The 22,876-nt window shown below is 58.4% G+C and carries 24 protein-coding genes; 1 reads left to right on the forward strand and 23 read right to left on the reverse strand.

Annotation, left to right across the window (positions count from 1 at the left end; all coding sequences use genetic code 11):
• Positions 1 to 87: 87 nt before the first annotated feature.
• From FJ145_17330 to maiA, 21 genes are all read right to left on the reverse strand, one after another.
• Positions 88 to 963, reverse strand: coding sequence for an alpha/beta hydrolase (locus tag FJ145_17330; GenBank protein MBM4263178.1), 876 nt, complete (start codon positions 961 to 963; stop codon positions 88 to 90).
• A gap of 21 nt (positions 964 to 984) precedes the next feature.
• Complete coding sequence (locus tag FJ145_17335) at positions 985 to 3,291, reverse strand: xanthine dehydrogenase family protein molybdopterin-binding subunit (protein ID MBM4263179.1); 2,307 nt, start codon at positions 3,289 to 3,291, stop codon at positions 985 to 987.
• A gap of 188 nt (positions 3,292 to 3,479) precedes the next feature.
• Positions 3,480 to 3,965 carry a (2Fe-2S)-binding protein gene (locus tag FJ145_17340; GenBank protein ID MBM4263180.1) on the reverse strand — a complete coding sequence of 162 codons (486 nt, stop codon included), beginning with the start codon at positions 3,963 to 3,965 and terminating at the stop codon, positions 3,480 to 3,482.
• On the reverse strand, positions 3,962 to 4,843 hold the full coding sequence (locus tag FJ145_17345; protein ID MBM4263181.1) for a xanthine dehydrogenase family protein subunit M: 882 nt from the start codon (positions 4,841 to 4,843) through the stop codon (positions 3,962 to 3,964). Before FJ145_17345 ends, FJ145_17340 begins: the two co-directional genes overlap by 4 nt.
• A 195-nt stretch (positions 4,844 to 5,038) precedes the next feature.
• A complete protein-coding gene (locus FJ145_17350) occupies positions 5,039 to 5,800 on the reverse strand; it encodes an SDR family oxidoreductase (GenBank protein ID MBM4263182.1) in 762 nt (253 codons plus the stop codon).
• Complete coding sequence (locus FJ145_17355) at positions 5,794 to 6,519, reverse strand: SDR family oxidoreductase (GenBank protein MBM4263183.1); 726 nt, start codon at positions 6,517 to 6,519, stop codon at positions 5,794 to 5,796. Before FJ145_17355 ends, FJ145_17350 begins: the two co-directional genes overlap by 7 nt.
• 6 nt (positions 6,520 to 6,525) lie before the next feature.
• Entirely contained in the window at positions 6,526 to 7,371 is an 846-nt protein-coding gene (locus tag FJ145_17360; GenBank protein ID MBM4263184.1) for a DUF3891 family protein, read from the reverse strand.
• A gap of 30 nt (positions 7,372 to 7,401) precedes the next feature.
• Entirely contained in the window at positions 7,402 to 8,388 is a 987-nt protein-coding gene (locus tag FJ145_17365; protein ID MBM4263185.1) for an ABC transporter substrate-binding protein, read from the reverse strand.
• 11 nt (positions 8,389 to 8,399) lie between these two features.
• Positions 8,400 to 8,900, reverse strand: a complete 501-nt coding sequence (locus FJ145_17370; GenBank protein MBM4263186.1) for a hypothetical protein — start codon at positions 8,898 to 8,900, stop codon at positions 8,400 to 8,402.
• Positions 8,901 to 8,948: 48 nt separating this feature from the next.
• A complete protein-coding gene (locus FJ145_17375; protein ID MBM4263187.1) occupies positions 8,949 to 9,833 on the reverse strand; it encodes a hypothetical protein in 885 nt (294 codons plus the stop codon).
• Between the two features lie 75 nt (positions 9,834 to 9,908).
• Entirely contained in the window at positions 9,909 to 10,424 is a 516-nt protein-coding gene (locus FJ145_17380) for an ABC transporter substrate-binding protein (protein MBM4263188.1), read from the reverse strand.
• Positions 10,425 to 10,485: 61 nt separating this feature from the next.
• Positions 10,486 to 11,172, reverse strand: coding sequence for an alpha/beta fold hydrolase (locus tag FJ145_17385; GenBank protein MBM4263189.1), 687 nt, complete (start codon positions 11,170 to 11,172; stop codon positions 10,486 to 10,488).
• Positions 11,173 to 11,244: 72 nt separating this feature from the next.
• Positions 11,245 to 11,913, reverse strand: a complete 669-nt coding sequence (locus FJ145_17390) for a hypothetical protein (protein MBM4263190.1) — start codon at positions 11,911 to 11,913, stop codon at positions 11,245 to 11,247.
• 17 nt (positions 11,914 to 11,930) lie between these two features.
• Positions 11,931 to 12,968 carry a hypothetical protein gene (locus FJ145_17395; protein ID MBM4263191.1) on the reverse strand — a complete coding sequence of 346 codons (1,038 nt, stop codon included), beginning with the start codon at positions 12,966 to 12,968 and terminating at the stop codon, positions 11,931 to 11,933.
• A 188-nt stretch (positions 12,969 to 13,156) separates the two neighbouring features.
• The gene (locus tag FJ145_17400; protein MBM4263192.1) at positions 13,157 to 13,840 is read right to left on the reverse strand and encodes a hypothetical protein; all 684 of its coding nucleotides are present in this window, start codon (positions 13,838 to 13,840) and stop codon (positions 13,157 to 13,159) included.
• Positions 13,841 to 13,975: 135 nt separating this feature from the next.
• Positions 13,976 to 14,965, reverse strand: coding sequence for a hypothetical protein (locus tag FJ145_17405; GenBank protein MBM4263193.1), 990 nt, complete (start codon positions 14,963 to 14,965; stop codon positions 13,976 to 13,978).
• A gap of 48 nt (positions 14,966 to 15,013) precedes the next feature.
• Positions 15,014 to 15,988 (reverse strand): ABC transporter substrate-binding protein, encoded by a 975-nt coding sequence (locus FJ145_17410; GenBank protein ID MBM4263194.1) that lies wholly within the window; start codon positions 15,986 to 15,988, stop codon positions 15,014 to 15,016.
• On the reverse strand, positions 15,985 to 16,647 hold the full coding sequence (locus tag FJ145_17415; GenBank protein ID MBM4263195.1) for a cysteine hydrolase: 663 nt from the start codon (positions 16,645 to 16,647) through the stop codon (positions 15,985 to 15,987). Before FJ145_17415 ends, FJ145_17410 begins: the two co-directional genes overlap by 4 nt.
• A gap of 14 nt (positions 16,648 to 16,661) precedes the next feature.
• A complete protein-coding gene (locus tag FJ145_17420) occupies positions 16,662 to 17,711 on the reverse strand; it encodes a hypothetical protein (protein ID MBM4263196.1) in 1,050 nt (349 codons plus the stop codon).
• An 83-nt stretch (positions 17,712 to 17,794) separates the two neighbouring features.
• On the reverse strand, positions 17,795 to 18,571 hold the full coding sequence (locus FJ145_17425) for a YdcF family protein (protein MBM4263197.1): 777 nt from the start codon (positions 18,569 to 18,571) through the stop codon (positions 17,795 to 17,797).
• Positions 18,572 to 18,617: 46 nt separating this feature from the next.
• On the reverse strand, positions 18,618 to 19,265 hold the full coding sequence (gene maiA / locus FJ145_17430; protein MBM4263198.1) for a maleylacetoacetate isomerase: 648 nt from the start codon (positions 19,263 to 19,265) through the stop codon (positions 18,618 to 18,620).
• 129 nt (positions 19,266 to 19,394) lie between these two features.
• Here maiA and FJ145_17435 point away from each other — a divergent pair, with 129 nt between their 5' ends.
• Positions 19,395 to 20,432, forward strand: coding sequence for a hypothetical protein (locus FJ145_17435; protein MBM4263199.1), 1,038 nt, complete (start codon positions 19,395 to 19,397; stop codon positions 20,430 to 20,432).
• Positions 20,433 to 20,510: 78 nt separating this feature from the next.
• Here the strand turns inward: FJ145_17435 and FJ145_17440 are convergent, their stop codons facing one another.
• Together FJ145_17440 and FJ145_17445 are read right to left on the reverse strand one after the other, a co-directional pair.
• Entirely contained in the window at positions 20,511 to 21,488 is a 978-nt protein-coding gene (locus FJ145_17440; protein MBM4263200.1) for an ABC transporter substrate-binding protein, read from the reverse strand.
• A 60-nt stretch (positions 21,489 to 21,548) separates the two neighbouring features.
• Positions 21,549 to 22,517 carry an ABC transporter substrate-binding protein gene (locus FJ145_17445; protein MBM4263201.1) on the reverse strand — a complete coding sequence of 323 codons (969 nt, stop codon included), beginning with the start codon at positions 22,515 to 22,517 and terminating at the stop codon, positions 21,549 to 21,551.
• Between the last annotated feature and the right edge of the window lie 359 nt (positions 22,518 to 22,876).

Here is a 22,876-nt window from a genome sequence, read left to right on the forward strand (position 1 = left end):
ACCCTATCTTTACTTGCGGCTTTGTCAAACGGGGACTGGGAAATCGGTGTTGGAACCCAACACTCCTGGACGCCGTCGGCTGTGCCGCTAACTGTTTCTGCCAATGAAGCTGCGCAGCATTTCATTGAACTCCGCCGGATGCTCGCGGTACGAGAAGTGGCCGGCGCGGTTGTAGATATACATGCGCGAGTCGGGCGTGTTGCGCGTGATCAAATCGAAGAGCGCGTAGCCCTGGTCGATGGTGGCCGTCGGATCTTGGTACGACCATGCGAGGAGCGTCGGTTTGCCTAAACCGCGGTCGCGGATGATGCCTAATGTCTCGTCTTTTTGTCGCGCCAGGTGGGGCAGAAAGCGCGTGATGCGTAGTCCCGTCTCTTCCATCTTGCGCACCGCTTCTTGATACTTGGGCAAGGCGGCGACGCGCATCATCACGTCGAGCCACTGCTCGGTGATATGCTCGTGGCCGAAGGAATATTTTTGCAGGACCCAGCGCTGGCTGTCGCGGGAAAGCCGCGGCTGCGGGGGATTGGCCATCACGGTTTCGTTTTTGCTGATGCCGGGTGCGAGCGTGTTGGTGTCGACAAGAATGCAAGTGCTGAAAAGCTCCGGATGCTCGATGGTCAAGCGCGCAACGAGGTAGGCGCCGCGTGAGTGCCCAACCGGGTGGACATTGCGCAAGCTGAGAGTCTTTAAGAAATTGTAAGCATGCTGCACCACCGCCGCCATGGTGTAGTCTTCGTCTTTTTTCGGATTGTCGGTGAAGCCTTGGCCGATCTTATCGACGGCGATGACGTGAAACCAATTCGACAAATCGTCGAAGTTCAAGCTCCAATCTTCGGCGCAGTCGGCGGCGTCGTGGGAGCCAAAGTGACCGCCGTGGAATAAGACAAGATTGGGCCCGCTGCCGGCTTCGAAGTAGCGCGTGCGAATGCCATCGACGTCAATGTATTTTTCGTTTTGCATACGGGGATCTCCTTTGCGGCGTTATTGTCTATTTCGGCTTTGCTTTACCAGCTCTAAAACATAGTCAGGTTTCAGTGGCAGCTTCGTCGCTTCGACGCCCAACGCGTTCGACACGGCGTTCGCCAACGCGGCTCCCGCCGCGGTGATGCCGCCTTCGCCCGCGCCTTTGACTCCGAGCGGGTTGTGCGGGCTTGGGAATTCTTCCGTTGAAAGGAACTGCGCCTTGGGCATCTCCATGGCTGTCGGCATGAGGTAATCCATGAAGTTGGTCGCCAGCGGCTGGCCGTCTTCACTGTAGACAAACTCTTCTAGCATCGCGCCGCCGATGCCTTGGGCCAGGCCGCCGGCCATTTGGCCTTCGATGATCATGGGATTGATTTTGCGCCCGACGTCTTCGGTAACCAGGTAATCGAGAATTTTGATCTTGCCGGTTTCTTTGTCGACCTCGACGACGCAGACGTGGACGCCGTAGGGAAACGGCCGTTTGTCGGTGGCGAAGAAGTCCTCTTCTGAAATTCCCGGCACAACGCCGGCCTTAAGTGCTGGGCCGGGCAGGGCGAGGCGATAGAGGTCGACAAAGTTCAACGCCCGCTCGGGCGCGCCTTTGGCGACGATGCGGCCGTCGCGCAGTGTTAAGTCTGCGGCGTCGATTTCCAAGTGCGCCGATGCCAGGCGCAACAACTTATCTTTGACTTTACGCGACGCGCCCACCGCGGCGCTGCCGGCCATCACCGTCGAGCGGCTGGCATTACTGCCATTGCCGTAGGGAACTTTGGCGGTGTCGCCATGCACCACGCGCACGTCGTCGATTGAGCATTGCAGCTCGTCAGCGACGATCTGGCTCAGCGCCGTGCCAATGCCCTGGCCGACGGAATTGCAGCCGGAGTAGAGCACTACTTTGCCGAGGTTGTCGATTTCCACCCGCGCGTATTCCCACGGGCCGATGCCGCTGGTCTCGACGAAGCAGCCGATGCCGGCGCCGATGGCATTATTCGAATTCTTGCTTGCGTCGATTTTTTTTTGCCAATCTTCGTAGCCGATTTTTTGCAGCGCGCGGTTCATCTGGTCGAGAAAATCGCCGGTGTCGTAGACCATGTAATGAAACGGATGCTTGCCGAGATCGTAAGGCATCTCGTCGCGGCGGATGAGATTTTTCCGGCGCACGTCGGCTGGGTCGAGCCTTAATCGATGCGCGATCATGTCGACCAACCGCTCGCGCACGAAGTTGGCTTCGTAGCGCCCCGGGCTGCGGTAGGTGCCCACCGGCGTCTTGTTGGTCAGCACGCAGAAAACGTTGGCGCGAAAGTTCTTGACACGAAACGGCCCGCGCAGCATCGCCGAGGCGGAGATCGCCGGCACGCCGCCGTGGGTGCGCGTGTAGCCGCCCATGTCGAAGAGCACCTCGGCGTCCATGGCGACGATGGTGCCGTCTTTCTTGGCACCGATTTTTATTTTATGACGCTGCTGGCGCGATTGGTTCATCGCCTTGAGATTCTCCGAGCGATCTTCGATCCAGCAGATCGGCCGGCGAAAATGTCTGGCGGCGAACGGAATCAAAAAATCTTCCGGATAAAACTCGCCGCGGGCGCCGAAGCCGCCGCCCACTTCGGGCTCGATAAAATGGATGCAGCTCTGCGGCAGGCCGATCAGTTCTGACAGTATGCGCCAGTTGGTGTGGGTCATCTTGGTCGGACCCCACATGGTCAGCATGCCGCGCCCTTCGTCCCACTCGGCCACCAGGCCGCGATTTTCCAGCGGCACGGCTGAGTGGCGCTGGGTGGTGAACTCCTGCTCGAAGATCAAATCGCACTCGCGAAACGCCGCGTCGACGTCGCCGACGTTGACCTGAAAGTTGGCTGCAACGTTGTTTGGTGTCGCGTCATGAAGCTGTGGCTCGCCGGGTTGGATGCCGGCGCGCGCGTCGGTGACCGCGCCGAGGGCCTCGTATTGGACTTCGATAAGTTCGAGGGCGTCTTCGGCGCGGTAGCGATTTTCAGCGACGACCACAGCGACGGGGTCGCCGACATAGCGGACCTTGGTTGTCGCGATCGGTGTTTGCTGCGAGCGTTCCAGGCCGGGAATCACGCCGGTTCTCATGGGAATGGTTTTCAGCCCCGGCATATCGGCAGACGTGAGCACGCCGATGACGCCCGGGAGTTTCAGCGCTGCTGAGGCGTCGATCTTGACAACGCGGGCGTGCGCGTGCGTGCTGCGCAGGATCGCTGCGTGCACCATGCCAGGACGATGAATGTCGCCGACGTATTTGCCGATGCCGCGCAGCAGGCGGAGGTCTTCTTTGCGTCTCACTCGGGTGCCGATGTAGGCCATGGGAATAAGTTTCGGGTTTTGAGTTTCGGGTTATGCTACCGGACGATGTTCGCGCGTATCCGACGCCGACAATCTTACTTCCTCTCCCTCTGGGAGAGGGTCGAGGTGAGGGCGCGCTGTGGCGCGATCCTGTCGTACTTCGAATGTGCCCTCACCCTAGCCCTCTCCCAAAGGGCGAAGGAATCGGATCACTCGTTGTTGGCGTTCAACGTTTTCGCTGCCTCCTGAATCGCGGTCACGATATTCTGATAACCGGTGCAGCGGCAAAGATTGCCGCTGATCCATTCGCGGATTTCTTCTTCGCTCGGATCAGGAATTTCCTTCAGTAAAGCTTCCGCCGTTAGTAGAATCCCCGGCGTGCAGAAGCCGCACTGCAGGCCGTGCAGCTCCCAGAACTTTTCTTGCAGCGGATGCAGCGCGTCGGCGCTGGGCGCCAGGCCTTCGATGGTTTTTAACTCGGCGCCGTTGGCCTGCACTGCGAACATCAAGCAAGAGCGCACTGGTTCGCCGTTTAACAAAATCGTGCAAGCGCCGCAGACGCCGTGCTCGCAGCCGACGTGGGTGCCGGTGAGACCCAAATCGTCGCGCAAAAAGTCGGTGAGCAGCTTACGCGGCTCAACTTCGCCGCTGTATTCACGCCCGTTGATGGTCAAGCGCACTTGCGGCGTGCTCATTTGGATTCCTTCATGAGCGCAGCCGCTCGCTGCGCTGCTTGCGAGAGTGCGCGCTGTGCCATGACCGCGCAAGCCTCGCGGCGGTACTCGGCGCTGGCGTGAATGTCCGAGTCTTGCTCGATATCCCTCGTGGCGATATGCGCGGCTTCTTTGAAGAGCGCTTCCGACAGGGCTTGGCCGCGCATTTTTTGCTCGGCTTCGCTGGCAGCGATGGGAGTGGTGCCGGTGAACGTCAGCCTCGCTTGAACAATGGCGCCGGGGGCGTCCAGCGTTACCAGCGCCGCCGCTCCCGCGAGGGCGAAATCGCCGTGGCGCCGGCTGACTTCCTGATAGGACCAGCCGGTATTCGGCAGACAGGAGGGAACGGCGATCTCCGTCAAAAGCTCAATGGGCTCCAACGCCGTGGTCATGTAGGATTGAAAAAAATCAGTTGCCTTGATTGTTCGGCGGTTGGTTTTTGACGCCAGCGTAAATGAGGCGTCGAGGGTTACCATCGCCACCGGCAGCTCCGCCGAAGGAAAAGCGTGGGTTAAGCTGCCGCCGACGGTGCCGCGGTTGCGAATCTGAATATGGCCAATATAGCTCGTCGCCTCGCGCAAGAGCGGCCAGCGCGCAACGACGTCGCTGGATTTTTCCAGCGCGCGTTGGCGCAGTGTAGCGCCGATTCTCAGTTGGCCATTTTTCGCGTTGAGAAAATTGAGCTCGGCAACGCCGTTCAGATCGACGATGTGAGCCGGGCGTAACAGGCGAAAATTCATCAGCGGCACGAGGCTCTGGCCGCCGGCGAGGGGGCGCGCCTGATCGCCGAACTGCGCCATCAAGTCGAGCGCTTCGGTGAGAGTCGTTGGCGCGTGGTATTCGAAGCTTGCCGGTTTCATGACAATGGAAAATTGAAAATAAGAAATTGAAAATCGATGAAAGAGGTCCCGGGTGCGATGAATCGCGCCTCTACAATCTTTTTTTCAAATCTTTCCTTTGCGGTTTCTGCGCTCTCTGCGCGAGACATTTCGAGAGCTAACAATCTGACGCTTGCGCTGTCAAGCTATTCGCAAGAAAACCCGCGGACCAAAGGCTCACCACATCACCTGGCCGCCGTTAGGTTGGAGCAATTGGCCGGTGATGAAGCTGGCGCGCTCGCTCAGCAGAAAGTCGACCACCGCGGCAACTTCTTCCGGTTGGCCTAAGCGGTGCATGGGTAGCTTGCCCTCGAACACTTTGCGGGCGCTTTCGTACTCCTCCGGCGTCCGCCCCGCGCGCAAAAGCGGCGTGTCGATGGGCCCGGGGCCGATGGCGTTGACGCGGATGTGCGGCGCGAATTCCTGCGCCAGCGATTTGGTCAATGAATAGAGCGCGGTCTTGGCGGCGCAGTAGTTGGCCGCGTTGGGCACGCCGACGATGGCGAAATCCGACGATGTTATAACGATCGCCCCGCGCTGTTGCGCGACCATCTGGCGCAGCACGGACTGGCAGAAGTTAAACGTGCCGGTGACGTGGGTGTCGATCAACAGGTTCCATTGCGCCAGCGTCATGTTGGCGACCGTCGAGCGCGCGTTGACGCCGGCGTTGCTGAACAGACAATCGATCTTGCCGAATTTGGCGATGACTTGTGCGATCCAGGTATGGACTTGCTTCTGATCGCGCACATCCACCAACCCGGTAAATACTTTACCGCCGGAGCTTTGGATTTGCTCGGCCGTCGCTCTTACGTTTTCTTCTTTGAAGTCACAGATGCAGACCTGGTCGCCTTGGCCGGCCAGACGCAGCGCAGTCGCGCGCCCCATGCCGCTGCCGCCGCCGGTGATCACCGTGACTCGCGCGTTATCGCTTGCTACCATAGCGTCGAGCCTCCGTTGATGCGCAGGTCCTGGCCGATCACGTAGGAGCTATCGTCGCTCAGAAGAAACATGGCGCCATTGGCCATGTCTTCGACGTCACCAATACGGCCGAGCGGAATGTGTGCTTTGCGTGACTGCATGTATTCGTCGGAGACTACCGCGCGCGGCATGGGCGTGTCGGTAATCACCGGTGAGATGGTGTTGACCCGGATGTTGTCAGCGGCGGATTCCACTGCGAGCGAACGCATGAGGCCGAGAATGCCGCCCTTGGAGGCGGCGTAGTGGGCGACGTTTTTGCCGCCGGTGCGCGCCGCCATGGAAGAGAACATCACAATACGGCCAAACTTCTGCGGCCGCATCGTGCGCAGCGCGGCGCGGCAGCAGAGGAAATAACCCGTGAGATTGACTTGCAGTGTTTGCTGCCAGTCTTCGAGCGACAATTCTAGAAACGGCCGCGGCCGATAGATGCCGGCGCAGCAGACCAGATAGTCAATCTTGCCGGCGCCTTTGCCGATGGCGTCGAAGACGCGGTCGACGTCGGCTTCGTTGGCGACGTCGAGTTGGTGGAAAGTAAATTCTTTGACGCTCGATGGCTTGGTATCGAGCACATGCACTGTCGCTCCGGCTTCATGGAGCCGTGCCGCAATGGCGCCGCCGATGCCGCCACTGCCGCCGGTGATGACGGCTACGCGATCTTGATGTTCGTTGGATTGGGACATGGTCGTTTATGCTGAGGCCAGCGCGTGATTCACCGTGATTCTTTCCGCGCGATAAAAATCACCCAAAAAATCTTCGCCGTCTTTGTACGGCCGATTGGGCACGAGCCGCGCATTGAATGATAGCGGCAGCGGATCGATATCAAAGGGATAGGGCGTCAGCACCGCCTTGTGCTCACCCACCGTGTCGATGTTGATTTTCACCGGCTTCTGACCGTGCTTGGTTGGGATGTCGACGTCGTTCAATGAGTTCGTCGGCCCCAGCTTGCGCGCTTTGCTATTCAACGGGTAGCGGTTGCAGACAAACTGGGCGAGTTGGTCGAAGACTTCCATATACTCGTAGTTGGTCCAGACATTTTCCTCGGAGCAATATTGCTTGAATTGTTCCGATTGACGCAACTCACCGAGCAACTTGAGGCGCAGCGCTTCCTGGTGATCGACGTAAGCCTTCACGCGCGGATCGCCGGTGCGGTCGGGCGGGTAAGCGTACTTGCCGTAGCCGGCGTTCATCAGCGCCACGCCATGCATCGCCATCAACATCGCGGCGTAGGGATCGCGGCCCATGACGCGGTCGACGGAGTTTTTGTAAAAATCCAAGCGCAGTTGGCCCAGATATTTCAAACTGCCGTCGTGATAGTCGAGCGGGTAGCCTCTGTCGTTGAGCGTCGATGGGCACATCTCCCACTCCCACCAGCCAATGTCATGCTCGCCGGCGGCGAGCACCACGGAAGAATAGGGATGTGGCCGGTCGAAATCTTTGTTGCCCCAATGCGCCGCGAAGTAGCCGGCAACGCGCGAGTGATCGATCTGGAGCGCTAAGATAATTCGCTTGTCATCGTAAGGATAGGCCATCATGATGGATTTCCTCCTGGGAAAAGCAAGATTCTATTTTTTTGTCGACAATTCCTGGCGCGCTTCTCGAACAAACTGAAAATCCACAATCCGTGATAACGGTACCCGGCTCTTTATGGCGCCCGTTTGGCGGGCCATCTCCAGGTCCTTTTCCAGCGCATCCTCCGACGCGACGCCACTGACTGGATAAGCCTCGACCATTTGGCTGTACGCTTCCTGGGCCTGTTCCGGGCGAATTTTGAACCACTCTGCCATGATTCCGGCGGTCTCTTTGCGATTTTTCGGATCGCGCAAGAACTCGATGCCTTTCAATGTCGCGCGCACGGCCCGGCGTAGCAGCTCCGGTTTCTTGGCGATGTTTTCGTCGGAGGTGCCCAACCCCGCCATGGGTAGCCGCATGAGATCGCCGAAGTAAGCGAGCTTTTGTAAGCCGGCTTTTTCGGCGACGGTTTGCCAGGGCACCGAAATGACCGCTGCGTCCACGAGGCCATTTTGAATCGCCTGGATGCTCGTGTTGTGATCGCCGGTGACGATCAGGGCAACTTGTTTGTCAGTGTCGAGGTTGTGCTGGGTGAAAAAGTCTTTCGTCATAAGGTGCACCGAGCCACCGAGCGACGCGATGCCAACGGACTTGCCTTTGAGCGCAGCGACGCTGGTCGTACCGCTCCGCCCGACCAGATAATAGGCCGGACGGTCGGCGATCACCATCAGGCTTTTGACCGGCATGCCCACCGCTGCGGCGCGCACAATGGAGCCATGCACCGTGGCGAACTCGACCTGACCGGTCACCACGGCCGTGACGCTGATGTTGGGCCGCATAAAAATCAACTCAGCGCGCAGTCCTTCTTGTTGGTAGAGGCCGAACTTGCGTGCCGCCAATATCGGCATGGTGGTGAAGCTCGTCGAAGGATACGCGATGCGAATATTGTCGAGGGCGGTGGCTTGCGATGGCAGAACAATGGCAGCGCCTAACGTCAGCACGCGAATCGTTAAGGCTATTCCGAAACGTTGTTTGCTCATTGCGAAATCACTCAAAACAAAGTCTCGCCCGCGAATAGGATCGCGACTGGCGCCTGCATCGAGTTCATCGACTTGACGGCGTTAACGATAGAGCTGTGCACATCCTGGTTTTTTTCAACGGAGCGCTGCGTGATGCGCATGCTGTCGAGCAGCGGTTTGGTGCCCCAACCAAATGGGACTGAGAACCAGCGCTCGTCTCCCAGCTCGCCGCGGTGGCTGATCAAGAGGAGCATCGGCACACCGAAGGCCATCGGCCCGCGCATTAGCGCGTAGGTGCCAAGCGTAAGACCGGTGTTTTCCACCAGGAGCGCCGGCTTCATGCCGCCGAGCCACGCGCCCATGCAGACGCCGACGCCGTCGTTTTCACTGGCCACCTGCAAGTAGGTAATCTTTGGGTCCTCGGAAAGCGGGATGTACAACTCTTGAAACGCCGAGTCGGGCAGGCAGGCGACGAAGTTTACGCCGCTTTTGGTCAACGCTTCATGAGCGGCTTTGGCTGCTTCGGGATGCATCTGGGCTCCTCTCCGAGAAAGCGAATTCGGACGCGACCCTTAAGTCCCCTAAGGCTTGGGCGCGCCGAGTATTTCCACGCCGGCGACGCGTTCGACGTGGCGCACGAATCGATACTTGTTCTCTTGTCCGTCCATCTTCGGTCCGGCGCCGCGGCCGATGGCCTGGATCTTTGCCACTAGCACCGAGGGTCCTTCGCTGCCAAGGAAAGCTTGCATCTCCGAGCGCACCAGCGCTTTGTCGCGCAAAGTGCGCACACTTTCGATGCCGGAGGCTTTAGCGATGCCGGCGATGCTCGTGCCCATGGCGGTTTGACTTTTGGGGCCGCCGCGACTGCCGAACAGCTGCTCGTTGTCGAACACGATGGAGTAAAAGTTTTTTGGCTGGCGCGCGCCGATGACGGGCAAGATGCTCGGCGCCAGCAGCATGCTGCCGTCGGTGTCCAAGGCGAAAATACGGCACTGGGGCAGAGCCGTCGCGAGGCCGAGAGCCACTTGGCTGACCATGCCCATGCCTACCAAGTAAAGGTTGCCCGGGCGGTCAATGACTTGAAAGCTGTCCGCCGTTGTCCCGGCCAGCGCTGTGACGACGAGATCGGTTTCCCTAAGAGCAGGCTTCAGCTCTCGCAACACTTCTTGTCTCAAGGGTTTGGTGGTTTCGTCAGCCATCTGAGCAAGATTCCTTGGCGATCCGATTATCTTCGGCCATATCGCAATCAACAAGCTTAAGTCAAAACCATTTTCGAATCCTAAACCGACAAAAAGTTTCAGTGCGTGGTTGAGACGATCGAATCCCCTCGCCCTTTGGGAGAGGGTTAGGGTGAGGGCCGTTCGAAGCGCGACAGGATCATGCCACAACGTGCCCTCACCTCCATCCTCTCCCAAAGGGCCAGGAGGTCGGAAATTTCCGCGCTCACTTCGAGTGTTCTCCTGCATTTGCTAGTTTCTCGGTAATTGACACTCGGCGCACTATGGTGTGCATCCAATCTTTTGTCCCGTTTAGCGCTGACCTTAGGGCACCACTTCCCGGGCGATGGAAAAGTCGACAAACTTGTCGAAGTTCACCGGCTTGCCCTCGAAGGGACTGTTGTTGGCCTTAAGTCCGAAGCGCACGGCGTACTCCGTCGACGCGCCGTAGCGGCTGATGTCCACCGCTTTGCCGCGCAGATCGCTGAGAGTACGAATCTCCGGCCGCGCGACCAGATCGAAGAAGCTCCGGTTGTAGACGCCGAGAATGGTCGTCAGCGGCGCCCCCGCGACAGCGGCGCGCAGCACGCTCGACGAGCTTTGCATGTAGTCCACGTCGCCGGTGATGAGGCCTTTTACAGCAAGATCGGAGCGCATGACGATATACTGCGCGCTCAGTCCGGCCTCGTCGAAATATTTCTTGTCGATGGCGACCCAGATCGGCGTGTTGGTGAGGACGACGGAAGACGTGGCGATCACGATGTTTTTAGCGTGGGTGGACGCGCTTAGCAGCAGCAAAAAGACCGGTGCCAGCAGCAATGATGGTCGATTCATGGTCATTCGGACAGCCTTTCTCTAACGGATCAGGACCGGGAATTAAACCCAGAACTTTGAACGCCGGCTATCTCTGATTCTCGAACCAATTTACAATATCCGCCAACACCGGCGCTCGATCGACGTTGGTCAAATGATGATTGCCGCCTTCGACTGTGCGATGGCGCGCTGGGCCGGGGATCTGCTGGTGTAGTAGCTTGCCATGTTCGTAGGGCACCGATTCATCCGCCGTGCCTTGCACCACGAGCGCTGGCTTGTTCAAGTTCGCGACGATCTCAATGGCGTTGGCGGCGCGGAAATGCTTTTCCTGAAGCGGCCCGAAACGGGCCTCGAGAATGGCACGGGCGTTCCGGTTGTCTTCGAGGATACGGGTTAAAGAGCAGAACGGCGCGATGCCCACCGCGCCGGCAAAACAGTCATACTGGGTCGCGCTGACAAGAGCCATCGTGCCACCGGTGGACTGGCCCATGGCCCAAACTTTCTTGACGATCTGTGTTAGCGCCGCGGCGCAGGCGGCCATATCGACCGGCCACATGCTCAAGTCGGCATGTCCCGTCGACGCGCCGTAGCCGCGCTGCTCGAAGCGCAGCACGGTGTAGCCATGTTCGGAGAGCCTGCGCAGCAAGTCGTCGTAGGGCGTGCCGCCGCCCCAGCCGTGGCAAAAGACCACGGCTTCGCCACGGCTCTTGGCCGGCGTCCACAGGGCGCAGTTGAGCAGCGCGTCGCTGCTTCTTAAGAAAAATGACATGGGCATGGTGACGATCTTTCTGTCTTCCGAACTTTGCGTCCTTTGCGTCTTTGCGCGAGATAGATGCTCGGATTGCGCTCAGTTTCTCATGAACCGTTCATACAAGCCGTTGGTGCCGATGACTTTCAATTGCAAAGATTTCTTCGCCGCCAGCGTCGCTTTTCGCTGCAGCTCTTCGGTGGTGGCGTAGTGGCGCAACACGTAGGCCCCCAGGTCGGCGTGCCCGTCTTCTTCATCATTGTGTTCGCCGTAGAAACGCAAGAGCGATGGGTAGGGGTAATATTTCTTCACGGCTTCGTACATCCGGTTGCCCGCGCGGGTATTGGTGCGCTCGTTGCCAAAGTTGTTGGCCGCCGCGATCTCGACGATATGGCCGCGCGACAGCCAATAGTAAAAGTAGGGCGTGGTGAATTCCGGGATCAACTCGATGCGGCGCATCTCGTCGGGATCGCGGCCGATCTCAGCGGCGAAGTCGACAATATATTCGGGGTGGGGCGCTTCCTCATGGGCGTAGGCGATGTATTTCAAGGCCAGATCTGGGTCGTGGCAGCGCTGAATCCAAGCGCACATGATCGACGGAATATGTTTCAGATAGGCGTACCACTGGCCCATGATCTGAAAAAGCTGTTCTTTGCTAAGCTTGCCGCTGCACCAAGCATCGTAGAAGGGCGACGCAAGAGTCTCACGGCGCAAGGGTTCTAGTTCTCGGTCGAGCCATTCGACGTATTGATCACCGGACAGGGCCATCGGAGGTTCCTTTCTGGTTATCGGAGTTCTTCGGGGATGATGCGCCCATCATCGACAATTGTCCGCCCATCCAGCTCGAACTTGGCCCGACGCAAAATCAGATCTTCATGGGCCATGGTTTTGTTCTTGCCGCCGAGGCGATAGTTGGCGCCAAAAGCGATCTGAACATTGCCATAGGTCGAGCGCACTTCGCGGGCGCCGTCTTCGGTGCCGCGCTGGGCGATCTCGGACCAGCGGGCGCGGTGATCGGTGCCCCAGCCGATATGGGAGATGATGTAGGCTTCGGGATCGTTGGCCTGATCCAAATGGTCTTGCAATAGCACCGCGTCGACGCCGCCGGTGATCTTCTGGATCACACCCTTGGCGACGTCGATGCGCACCGGCTCCGCGACATAGCGGCCAAGCATGACCAACAAGTCGCCGACGTCGAGCACCAGCGTGCCGGTGGCGCTGTCTTCTTCCGGCGCGCAATAGAGAAAACCGGAAGGCCAGCTATCCCAACGGCCCTTCTCGTCGCTGACGCCGAGTTGGCTCAGACCTGGCCGTCCTTTCTTGCGCATGGTCATGTCAGTGCCCGCTTTGGAAGTGAAGCGAATGTCGGTGGCGCGATCGAGCCACGCCGCGCCTTTGGCAGTGCGCCGGCGAACCTCTTCTGTCGGGAAGCAGCGGCGCAGTTGATCTTCGATCGCTTTGACTTGCAGCACACGGGCGCCGCTGGCGAGCACCGCGCCCAAGCCCTCGCCGTAGAGGTAAAGCGTGCCGCCGGTGGAGAGGTCGACAATAAAGTCGGCGTTTTTCAAGATTTGCAACACGGGGCCAAGGTCGATGCCTTTGCCATTGCCCGGCGGCAGGAAGGGAATCTTGACCTCGAACACGCTGCGGGCCAGCTCTTTGCCCGCCGCGAGAAACGCCGCGACGTAATGGGGGTTGGTCCGGGTGTCGGCAAACAGGACCATGGTCTCGTCGCGCGTGACTTTGCACAGCCGCAGCTCTTCCAATACCAATCCGACGAGATCGCCGCCGATTTCACTGCTGATGGGAAAACGCACTGTCATAATAAAATCCTCCCAGACTTTAGTGGGTCGACCTTGAACGGTTTAACCATTAAACCATTGGACGGTGCTACATCTCTTTCTCCAACAGACTTACATATTGAGTGTCGATCAAGTTGTGCACGGCTAGTTTGGCGACGTTGGCATCGGCAAGCCAAAAAATAAGCCGCTGACGATCGGGGTGAGGGCCGCTACTTCGTGCCTGGCCAATCGGTGATAAAGCGCTTGCACAGCGCGTTCTGCCCAAGGATTTTTAGCTGGAGCGATTTTTTCGCCGCCGCCGTGGCCTTGTATTGCAGCTCGTCGGTCGTTGCATATTTCTTCAAGACGTAGACACCGAGATTGGCATGTTCGCCTTCTTCCTCCGCGTGGTCCTCGAAAAACTTGATCAGCGACGGATAGGGGTAGTACTTCGCGGTTGCGTCGTACATGGCGTGGCCCCGGCGCGTGTTGGTGCGCTCGTTGCCGAAGTTATTCGCCGCCGCGACCTCAACGATATGGCCGCGCGACAGCCAGTAGTAAAAATAAGGCGTGGTGAATTCGGGAATTAGCACCGCTTGGCGCATCTCTTCGGGATCGTGTCCCAGCTCTTTGGCGAACGCGACGAGGTATTCGGGATGGCCCGCTTCTTCGTGCATGTAGGCGATATATTTCTGCTGCACGTCGACGTAGGGGCAGTTTTCAATCCAAGCGGCCAGGATATGCGGAATCTCGCGCAGGTAGGCGTAGCGCTGCTTCATCAATTCGAAGACTTGCTGTTGGCTCAGCTTGCCGCCGCACCAGGCGTCGAAGTAAATCGACGACGACGCCTCGCGCCGCAGCGGTTCCAGCTCACGATCGAGCCACTCGATAAATTCGTCACCGGCCATGGGCATGACGATACCTCGAGAAAGGTTCACCACAGAGCCGCGGAGGGCACAGAGTTCCGATTTGCAAGAGGAGAATGACTAGAAACTCGGATCCCCGTCTATCCTCTATGGGTTCGGTGTCTCTGTGGTGAATCCGCTTTCTTACTTTATTCCCAATTCTTTTTGCGCCTGGCGCAATAACGTGAAATCGCGCACGTCCTCGGCGGCTTTCGGCTTGATGCCGAGCGCTTCCCATTCGACGTCGGTGATTTCGCCGTTGCGGCTGAGCGTTAGCAGCAACAAGTCATAGGAGCCGGCGGCCGCTTCCTGGGATAACTTCAGCCACTGCATCATGACTTCGACGGTCTTGGCTTTGTTCTCGAAGATCGAGCGGTGCGCTTTGAGCAAGGCGCGCTGGAGCTGTTTGATGGCCTGCGGTTTCTCTTTGAGCAAGCGGTTGTGGATCGCGATGCCGGACAGCGGCCGCGCGCGCTGGACATCTTGCGGCCCGGCGAGAATGTTGAATCCTAAACCCGTCAGATGCAGGTGATGCGGCGGCGCAATGGCGATGGCGTCCACGGCGCCGGCGCGCAGCGCTTGGATTCTCAAGCCCTCGTTGCCTAGACCGAGAAAAGTCACAGCGCCGAGGTTCAGGCCCTTGTTGCGCAGCATCTCTTCGGCAGTGACATGATCCACCGAGGTTAAATTCGTCACGGCGATTTTCTTGCCGGCGAGGTCGTGGGTTGACCTCAGTTCCGGCTTGGCGATGAGGAAATAGGCGCCTTTGCGCACCGACACGAAAACAAACTTCAACGGAAACCCCTGGACGGCTGCTTGCAGTGTGTTGTTGAATGTCGTGGTGAAATCGAGCTCGTGGTTGGCGAGGGCGACGGGAGCGAGTCGCGGGGCGACCTGGATCAAATCGACATCCAGACCCTCTTCTTTGTAGAAGCCTTGGGCCCGCGCGACTTGAAAGGCCAGGGACGTGCTCGGCGCGGAGTAGGAGACACTGATTTTTTGCAGCTGGGCGCTCGAGTGGAGCGGCAGGGTCCAGAAGAATAGCGCGGCGCTAAAGAAAAAGGTTCGTATGAGTGCTCCATGGAGATTCGCTGCCATTTGAGACTCCCGAAGGATTTGCATTGCTGCGTTCACAGAAAATCCCCCGCCGCCCCCCCTATTTCAAAGGGGGATGAATTCCGCTTATTTCGTCGTGCTCATTTCTCGTCTAAGTCGCTCGGCAAAGCCCATGTCGATGATGTCCTCAGCGTTTAACCTGGCGATCTTCGGATCAGTCTGGCCGAGGAAGTCTTTGACCATCTTGACGCCAGCCACTGCCGGGGCGGGGATGTCCTGAAATATTTTTGCGTGGCTGCGAAAGGTTTCATCGAGCGCTTCGGGATCGGTCACTTTCATGAACCGCATGAGACTTCTAATCGCTAGCTCGCGGTTGGTTTTGAACAGCCTTAAGGCACGCGTGATCGCGCGCATGACGCCGTAGACTTCTTTGTCATTGCGCTCCAGCGAAGAGCGCATCGCCACTATGGAGCCAGAAGTCGAAGGAAAACCCAGGTCGGCCAAGTCGATCAACGAACGGAAGCCCGCTTTGCGCGCGATCAGCGTCAGCGGCGGTGCGACAAAGGTTGATTGCACCTGGCCGCTGCGCAGCGCGGCAAAGCGGCCGGTCTGGCCGCCGATCTGCAGTAGCGTGACATCCTTTTGTGCCTCCAAGCCGTAGCGTTCCAGCACTTTGCGCGCCCGAAAATCGGTGTAGTCGCCCAACCGGTCGATCGCCATACGTGTGCCTTTGAGCTCGGCCGGCTTGGTGATCTTGGCATCGGTGATGATCGTGATGTTCTCTTTGTCGGTGACGCCGCCGACGAAGCGCAAGTCCGCGCCATGGGCGGCGGCGCGCACCGGACTCGCCCCCGCCACGAGGGCCATGCGAATATCGCCGGCAATTAACGCCTGGGTAATTTGCGGCCCGCCGATGTAAATAAATTGTGGGCGGATGCCCTCTTGTTCGAGCAGCCGCTCTGTTTCAATCAGCGAGATGAACGCGTAGGTGCCGCCGAGGGACGAGTAGCCGATCGGGAAATCGATCTGGGCGGCTGCCTGTGGGGTGAAACCGGCGCAGAACGTCAAGAGCCCGGCCAATAGCCATGCTGGCTTGGTCATAGATGGACTCTTAATGGCGCGGCCGATCGCACCGGCGGCCACAGCGCGAAGATCTCCCGCGAAGTAGCGACGACGCCAAAGTTGCGCCCGATGTTCGCTACCGCAGCCTCGTGCGATCGGACGTCGTAGGATACCGCGCAGTCGGCGGGCAGCACGATGTAGTAGTCGCGCAGGAAGCCGTCGCGCGCCGTGGACTCTACGCAGACGTTGGTGGTGACGCCGGTGACGATCAGTGTTTTGACGCCACCGGTGCGGAGTAAAGGATCGATCTGGGTAGCAACGAAGGGACTATAGCAATGTTTGACGATCACCAACTCGCCAGGAGCCGGCTTCACCTGGTAGAAGTCAGCGCCCCAACTCCCCTCGGCGCAGCGAGCCATCGGCACACGGGCTTTGCTGAAGTGTTCGAGGAACGGCCCGCCGAGATACTTGTCGTCGTAAATGGCCTGGATATAGCACACCGGTACAGCGGCAGCGCGCGCTGCGGCAATCAACCGTTCTAGGTTGGGTACCATGGCTTGGATCGGGGCGAGATCCAAACCTTGCTTGCCGACATAACCCTCGGCGTGGCAGAAATCATTCTGGACGTCGACGACGAGCAAGGCCGTGTGGCCAGGCTCGATCTTTGCCGCCAGGCTAGTCAAGATTTCTACCGCCATGGTTCGCTGCGCAATTATTTGAGGATCTCTTTCAATTTCTCCACCAGCGGCTTGTCGAGTTTGAACAAGCGCTCGACGGCTTCTTGCATTTCTTCGCCGGTGAGTGGATTTAAGTCGAGGCGCGCGCGCTGCGCGTCGGCGATAAGGTCGGGATCTTTGAGCGTGGCCTGGAGCGCCCTGCACAGCGTCAACACGCGGTCCTTGGGTGTATTGGGCGGCAGCAAATAAGGCCGCGCCGTCGCGCCGTAGTCGTAGACCGCGACCTGGACGATCTTCTTGGCTTCATCGGTCTTCACGTATTCGCTGATCGACGGCACGTTGGGCAGCTCGGGATGCCGCTTGGGGATCGTCACCAGGATCAAGCTGACGGCGCCGGATTCAATCTCTTTCGGCCAGGTCGATTTGAAAGATTCCCACGAGTTGACCAGCCCCTGCATCTCGCCGCTTTGCACCGCGAGCCGGATATCGGCGGTGCCCTTGTAACCGGTCACCAATTGGATCGGCAGGCCGAGCATGGCGCGCATCACTTTGGGGATGTCGTCGGTGCCGGTGCCAGGGCCGATGCCGCCGAATTTCACCGGCGTCTTGGTGGCGAGCCATTGTTCCATGCTCGTGACGCCGCTCGCCTTGGTGACGCCAACCGACAACGTATCTTGGGCCGGTGCTCCGACGTAGAGAAATTTCCGTGCATCGAACTCGATTCCTTGTTTGCCCAATACCTGTTGCAAGATGATGCCGCCCACCGGATGGCCCATGGTGAGTCCGTCGGGCTTGGCGACTTTGTAGACATGATTGGCCGAGATGATGCTGCCGGCACCCGGCATGTTGTCGACGACGAAGCTCGGATTGCCCGGGATATGTTTGCCCCAGTGACGCGCGAGGGTACGGCTGTAAGTGTCATAGCCGCCGCCGGCGGAACCGCCGACGACGATGCGGATGGTTTTGCCTTTGTAGAAATTGTCTTGCGCCTGCGCGGTGGTGCTAAGCCACAGGCCCAAGATAGTAGCGATCATGGATGTGATTCGTGCTCGCATCGTGACACCTCCAAAGCGTCTGTCGTTCATAGCATGTTGCGCTGCGCGATAGATAGCAAAAAATCGCGTTGTTGCAACTCAAATCTATAGGTTGATGTGCTGGCGCGCGGCGCTTACGACTCCTTTGAGAAGTGTAACCGCCAGTGATAGTTGAGCAGCCCTAGGTATTCGTGGAGACTGTAATAGATGCCGCGGGCCACGTTAATGTTGGGATAGAACTCATTCGGACCTAGTTGCCATTTAGCGATTGTAAAATCGCCTGGAGCCGGGATGGGCTCCGGCGCCTTGGCGCTAAAGACGAGCATGCTGCGCGGCATGTGCTCGGCCGAGGTGACCAACAGATAACGCTTCCAGCCTTTTTGCTTGAGAATCTTTTGCACCTGCACGGCGCTCTCAAAAGTGTCACGCGAATTGGCCTCGCCGATAAGATGTTCCTTGGGAACCCCCCACTTGGCCAGGTAGTCGCGGGGAATCTGATTTTCATTTCTGTCAGGCGTAAGCGGGTTGACGTGGCCACCGGAAACGATGATCGGTCTGGGCTGGATCTGATACAGCCGCAACGCTTCTTCGCAGCGGCGAAACATCGCGTGATCGAGCGAAGTGAAAGGGATAAGTCCCTCGGCCGGCACGATGCTGCTGGTGAGCACGACGATCGCATCGTACTTGCCCATGGTACGTGGGTCGAGCAATGGCTTGTATTGCGACTCGAGGGGATAACCGAGCCAATAACCGACGATGCCGCTGTGCAGCGCGATGACGAGCAGCAGGGTGAAGCCGTAGAGTTTGCGGGCCCAAGGGCGCTTCCAAAATAAGAAAACCAGGACCAATAGGAAAAGCCATGGCCAAGGTGGCAGGAAAAAAGGTTTGATGAACTGTTTGAGCAGGAACATGGGTGACAGTGGCCAGAGGTCAGAGATCAGCTGTCAGAGGTCTACGCTATTCAGCATCCGGTTGCTTTTCCGGTGCGGCATCGGCAAACGCTTTGATGGCCATGCAGCTTTTTTCGATGGCAACGATGGTTGGGTATTTCGCCAAGTCGCAGCCGTAGCGGCGCGCGTTGCCGAGCTGCGGAATTAGGCACACGTCTGCCAGGGTTGGCGTGTCGCCGAAACAGAAGTTGCCGCGCTTGGGCTGCGACAGGATCGTTGTCTCCAGCGCGGCGAGGCCGAGATCGATCCAGTGCTGCGCCCACTTGCCGTTGACCTGCTCATCGTTCTGGTTGTAGGTCGCTTTGACGTAGTTGAGCACGCGGAGATTCTGGATCGGGTGCACTTCGCAGGCGATGATCAGCCCCATGCTGCGGACCGTCGCCTTGTCCGCCGGATCTTTGGGCAAGAGCGGCGGGTTGGGGTATTTCTCCTCGAGATATTCGATAATCGCCAGCGACTGAGTGAGAATTTTGCCGCTGTCTTCGAGCGCCGGCAAGAGCGCTTGCGGATTCAACTGCGTGTAGGCCGGCTGCAACTGCTCGCCGCCGCCGCGGCGCAGATGGATCGGCGCTTGCTCGTAGGCGATGCCTTTGAGGTTGAGCGCGATGCGCACCCGATAAGACGCCGAGCTGCGGAAAAAAGTATAGAGCTTCATGACTGCCTCGTGACTATTTGGTTGGGTGAAAATACCACGCGCGCTAGCCGCAAGAAAGCACCGCTTGCGTTGCGCGCTACCTTTTCTGTGCTAGATTAAAGCCATCGTTTTGCTCTGGAGGTGTTTACGATGCCACGCGTTCTGATGTCGTTGCTGCTGTTGGCGCTTGTTGCAATCGGTCGCGAAGCCGGTGCGCAGGCGGATTTTTACAAAGGTAAAACCATCACGGTCATCGCCGGCACGACGCCTGGCGCGCTATATGACCAATGGGCGCGCGTACTGGCGCAGCACATGGGCAAGCATATTCCCGGCAAGCCGGAGATGATCGTGCAGAACATGCCCGGCGCCGGTCATCTGGTCGCGGCCAACTATCTTTACAACAAGACCAAGCCCGACGGGCTTTCGCTCATCGGTTCCATCGTGCCGTCGCTTTATTTCGATCAACTGATCGGCCGCAAAGAGGCGCAGTACGATTGGGCCAAGTTTGTCTGGATCGGCTCGCCGGTCTTGGGCGATTATCAAATGTACATGCGTGCCGACTCGCCCTATAAAACCATCGAGGATGTGCGCAATGCCAAGGAGCCGCCGCGCTGCGGCGCCCAGGGGACCTCCGACACGGCGTCCTATTTGCCAAAGCTTTTTGATGAGACCATTGGCACAAAATTTCAATTGATTCCGGGCTATCCGGGCGGACCCGAGATCGACCTTGCGGTTGAACGCGGCGAGTTGCACTGCCGGGCGTTTACCATCGAAGCGTTTCTGTCGCGCGAGCCTTATCACACCTGGCGCAAGAAGGGCTTTGTCAGAAACATCATTCAAACCGGCAAGAAACGCGATCCCAAGCTGCCCGACACGCCGACCGTTTGGGAGTTGATGGACAAATACAAAACTACGGAGAGCGGCCGCCGCTTCGCCAATGTCGTCTTGGCCTCCGGTCAGTTAGGCCGGCCGATGATCGGCACACCGGGCATTCCGGCCGATCGCGTGAAGATGCTGCGCGATGCGTTCAACGCAACCCTGAAAGATCCGGAGTTCTTGGCCGAGCTTGACAAGCGCCAGTTCGACCTCGACCCGGCGCTCGGCACCGATCTAGAAAAACTTGTGAAAGAAATCATGGTCCAGCCGCCGGAGATGATCGAGCGGTTGAAGAAGCTGATCGGCCAGTAAAAATCAAGATTGGAGTAATGGAGTGCTGGAGTGATGGTCCAAAGACCCCCAATTCTCCAGTACTCCAACACTCCAATCTTATTTGTACAGTCCGTCAATAAATCCCGCCTTATCAAATTCCTCTAAGAAGCTCGTATCGACAAATTCTCTGGCGTTGGCCGTTCTCGCCGCGGGCATGCTGCCGGCGACGTCTTTGAAGATGGTTCTGAACGATTCCAGGTTTGGATAAGGTTTCGGTTTCACTACTTCGCGCAGGGTTTGGTAGGCGTCCTCAATCGGTTTGGGGTCTTTGGTTTTCCGATACTTTACAAAAGTGCGTCTAGCCTCTTCTGGGTTGGTCCTGACGATATGAATGCCTTCGAGGTAAGACTTCACCATGCGTCTGACGATGTCGCGATGGCTGGCGATGTAACGTTGGGTCGCGACCAGGCCCGTGCCTTGATAGAAAATCTTTAGCTCCGCCATGTTCAAGATCGTCCGCATGCCAGTCAACTGCGGCGCCAGGTGATCCGGCGGCGAAAAGCTCGACGCGTCGGCAGAATTGCCGACCAGGGCGATAATACGCGCCGGGGTGTCGCCGATTTGCAAAAACGTCACGTCCTTCTCCGTCAAGCCAAAGCGCGGCAGCATGTTGAGCACGCGCATGTGCGACGCCGCGCCAAAACGTGAGATCGCGATGCGCTTGCCCTTGAGGTCTTCGCCTCGGGTCACATTCGGCCGCGCGACCAGACGATCGTCGAGCAGCTCTTGGATGCTGACTAGCATGACCGGGTCGCCGCCTTGCAAGCGAATCGGCGACATGAGCGCGCCGGTCATTTGGCCGAACTGAATCTCCCCCGACATCAGCGACGGCGCCGAAATATTGCCGGGCATGTAGATGATCTCTGCGTCGATATTATTTTTCTTGAATAGACCGCTGGTGTCGGCGATCCACAGGATGCCGTGTTGCGGGCCAGGGGAGGTGTAGCTGATGCGAATCTTGTCCGCTGTGTGGCCGGCGCAAGCAAGGCAGATCGCGACGGTTATCGTGAAAAGTTGTGCGGTGCGCTGTCCCATTTGATCCCTCCGTTCTGTGGAAAACACGGAACCCGAAACGCGAAACCCGAAACCCGAAACTTAATTGGCCACCCAACCGCTCTGCGTCACCTCAGCCTGGGCGCGGCGCAGATGCGAAAAATCGAAAATCTCCTCAGGCGTGACGTCGCGCGTGACGCCGGTGAAGCGTTTGCTGCGCTCAATGACGATGCGCTGTAGGCGCTCGGAAATGGTGCCGTCGCGGGCGATGGTTTTCATGTGATCGTCATAGACGCGCGACATCAGATCGCGATCCTTCTGCCGGGTGAATTCCATAATCGACGTGATGCCCTCTTGGCGATTGGCGAGATAGACCCGCGCGCCTTTGACGGTGGCGCGCATGAAGCGGCGCACCAAGTCACCTTGACGCGCTAGACGCTCGTCGGTGGCGACGATGGAGGCTTGGATGTCCTCGAGATGATCGGAAAAGCGGAAGAGCAGCGGGTAGCCGGCGGCTTGCGCGAGGAGGATCGAGGGCGGACCGAGCGACGCCGCGTCGACGCTGCCGGCGAGCATCGCCGTGTAGCGCGCGCTAGTAGACCCCACCGGGACAAAGTTCACGTCTTTGTCGAGTTGCAGGCCAAACTTGGGAAATACTTCTTTCAACCAGCCGTAATCGAGACTGCCGATTGTCGAGCCGCCGACGCGCTTGCCGCGCACCTCCGCCATGCTCTTGATGCTCGGCTGGGCCATGAAACCGCCGGGCGGTTTGTCGTTGAAGACCATCAATATCTTCAACTTGGCGCCCTGAACCGCGGCGGTGGGGTTGCTCGCGGAGCCGAACTCGACGCTATTGCCGATGAGAGCTCGCGTGCCGGTCAGTCCAGCCATCAAGATAATTTCGAGCAACATGCCTTCTTCGGCATAGTAGCCGCGCTTCTGCGCGATGTGCATGGAGATGAAGGACGCAGAGAAATTGGAAATCGCGACGCGCACGCGATCTTGCGCCTGGGCCGAAATCGTCAGTGACACAAACAGAGCAGCAAAAAGTAGAGCGGATTTGCGCGCCATCACTTCTTTGCCGAGAACCTATGCCGAAAAAGAAATGATGTCTAGTCTTTGGAAGAGCAACTAGGAAGAAGTGCTTGTTGCCGCGCGTCGATCATTGCCAGAAATCGTTGGAATGCAATCGGGAAAGTTGCAACGGGGAGAGTCCTAAGTTGGCGATCCCGCGCAGACTAATATCGTGATCAAGTGCGACCCAACCGCATCCCTGCGTCGTCACGGCACTCCGTTGCCTGCGGATCCCTCAACTTGGCTCAGACCGTTCGTCATTGCAAAGCGCTTCTCTTAGAGACCGGCCGAATCAAACATCGACCTTTCTCCCCTAAGTCCATGGTGTCGGTACCAACGCTATTCTATTTCGCAAC

This window comes from Deltaproteobacteria bacterium (assembly GCA_016874755.1).
Taxonomy (GTDB): domain Bacteria; phylum Desulfobacterota; class Binatia; order UBA9968; family UBA9968; genus DP-20.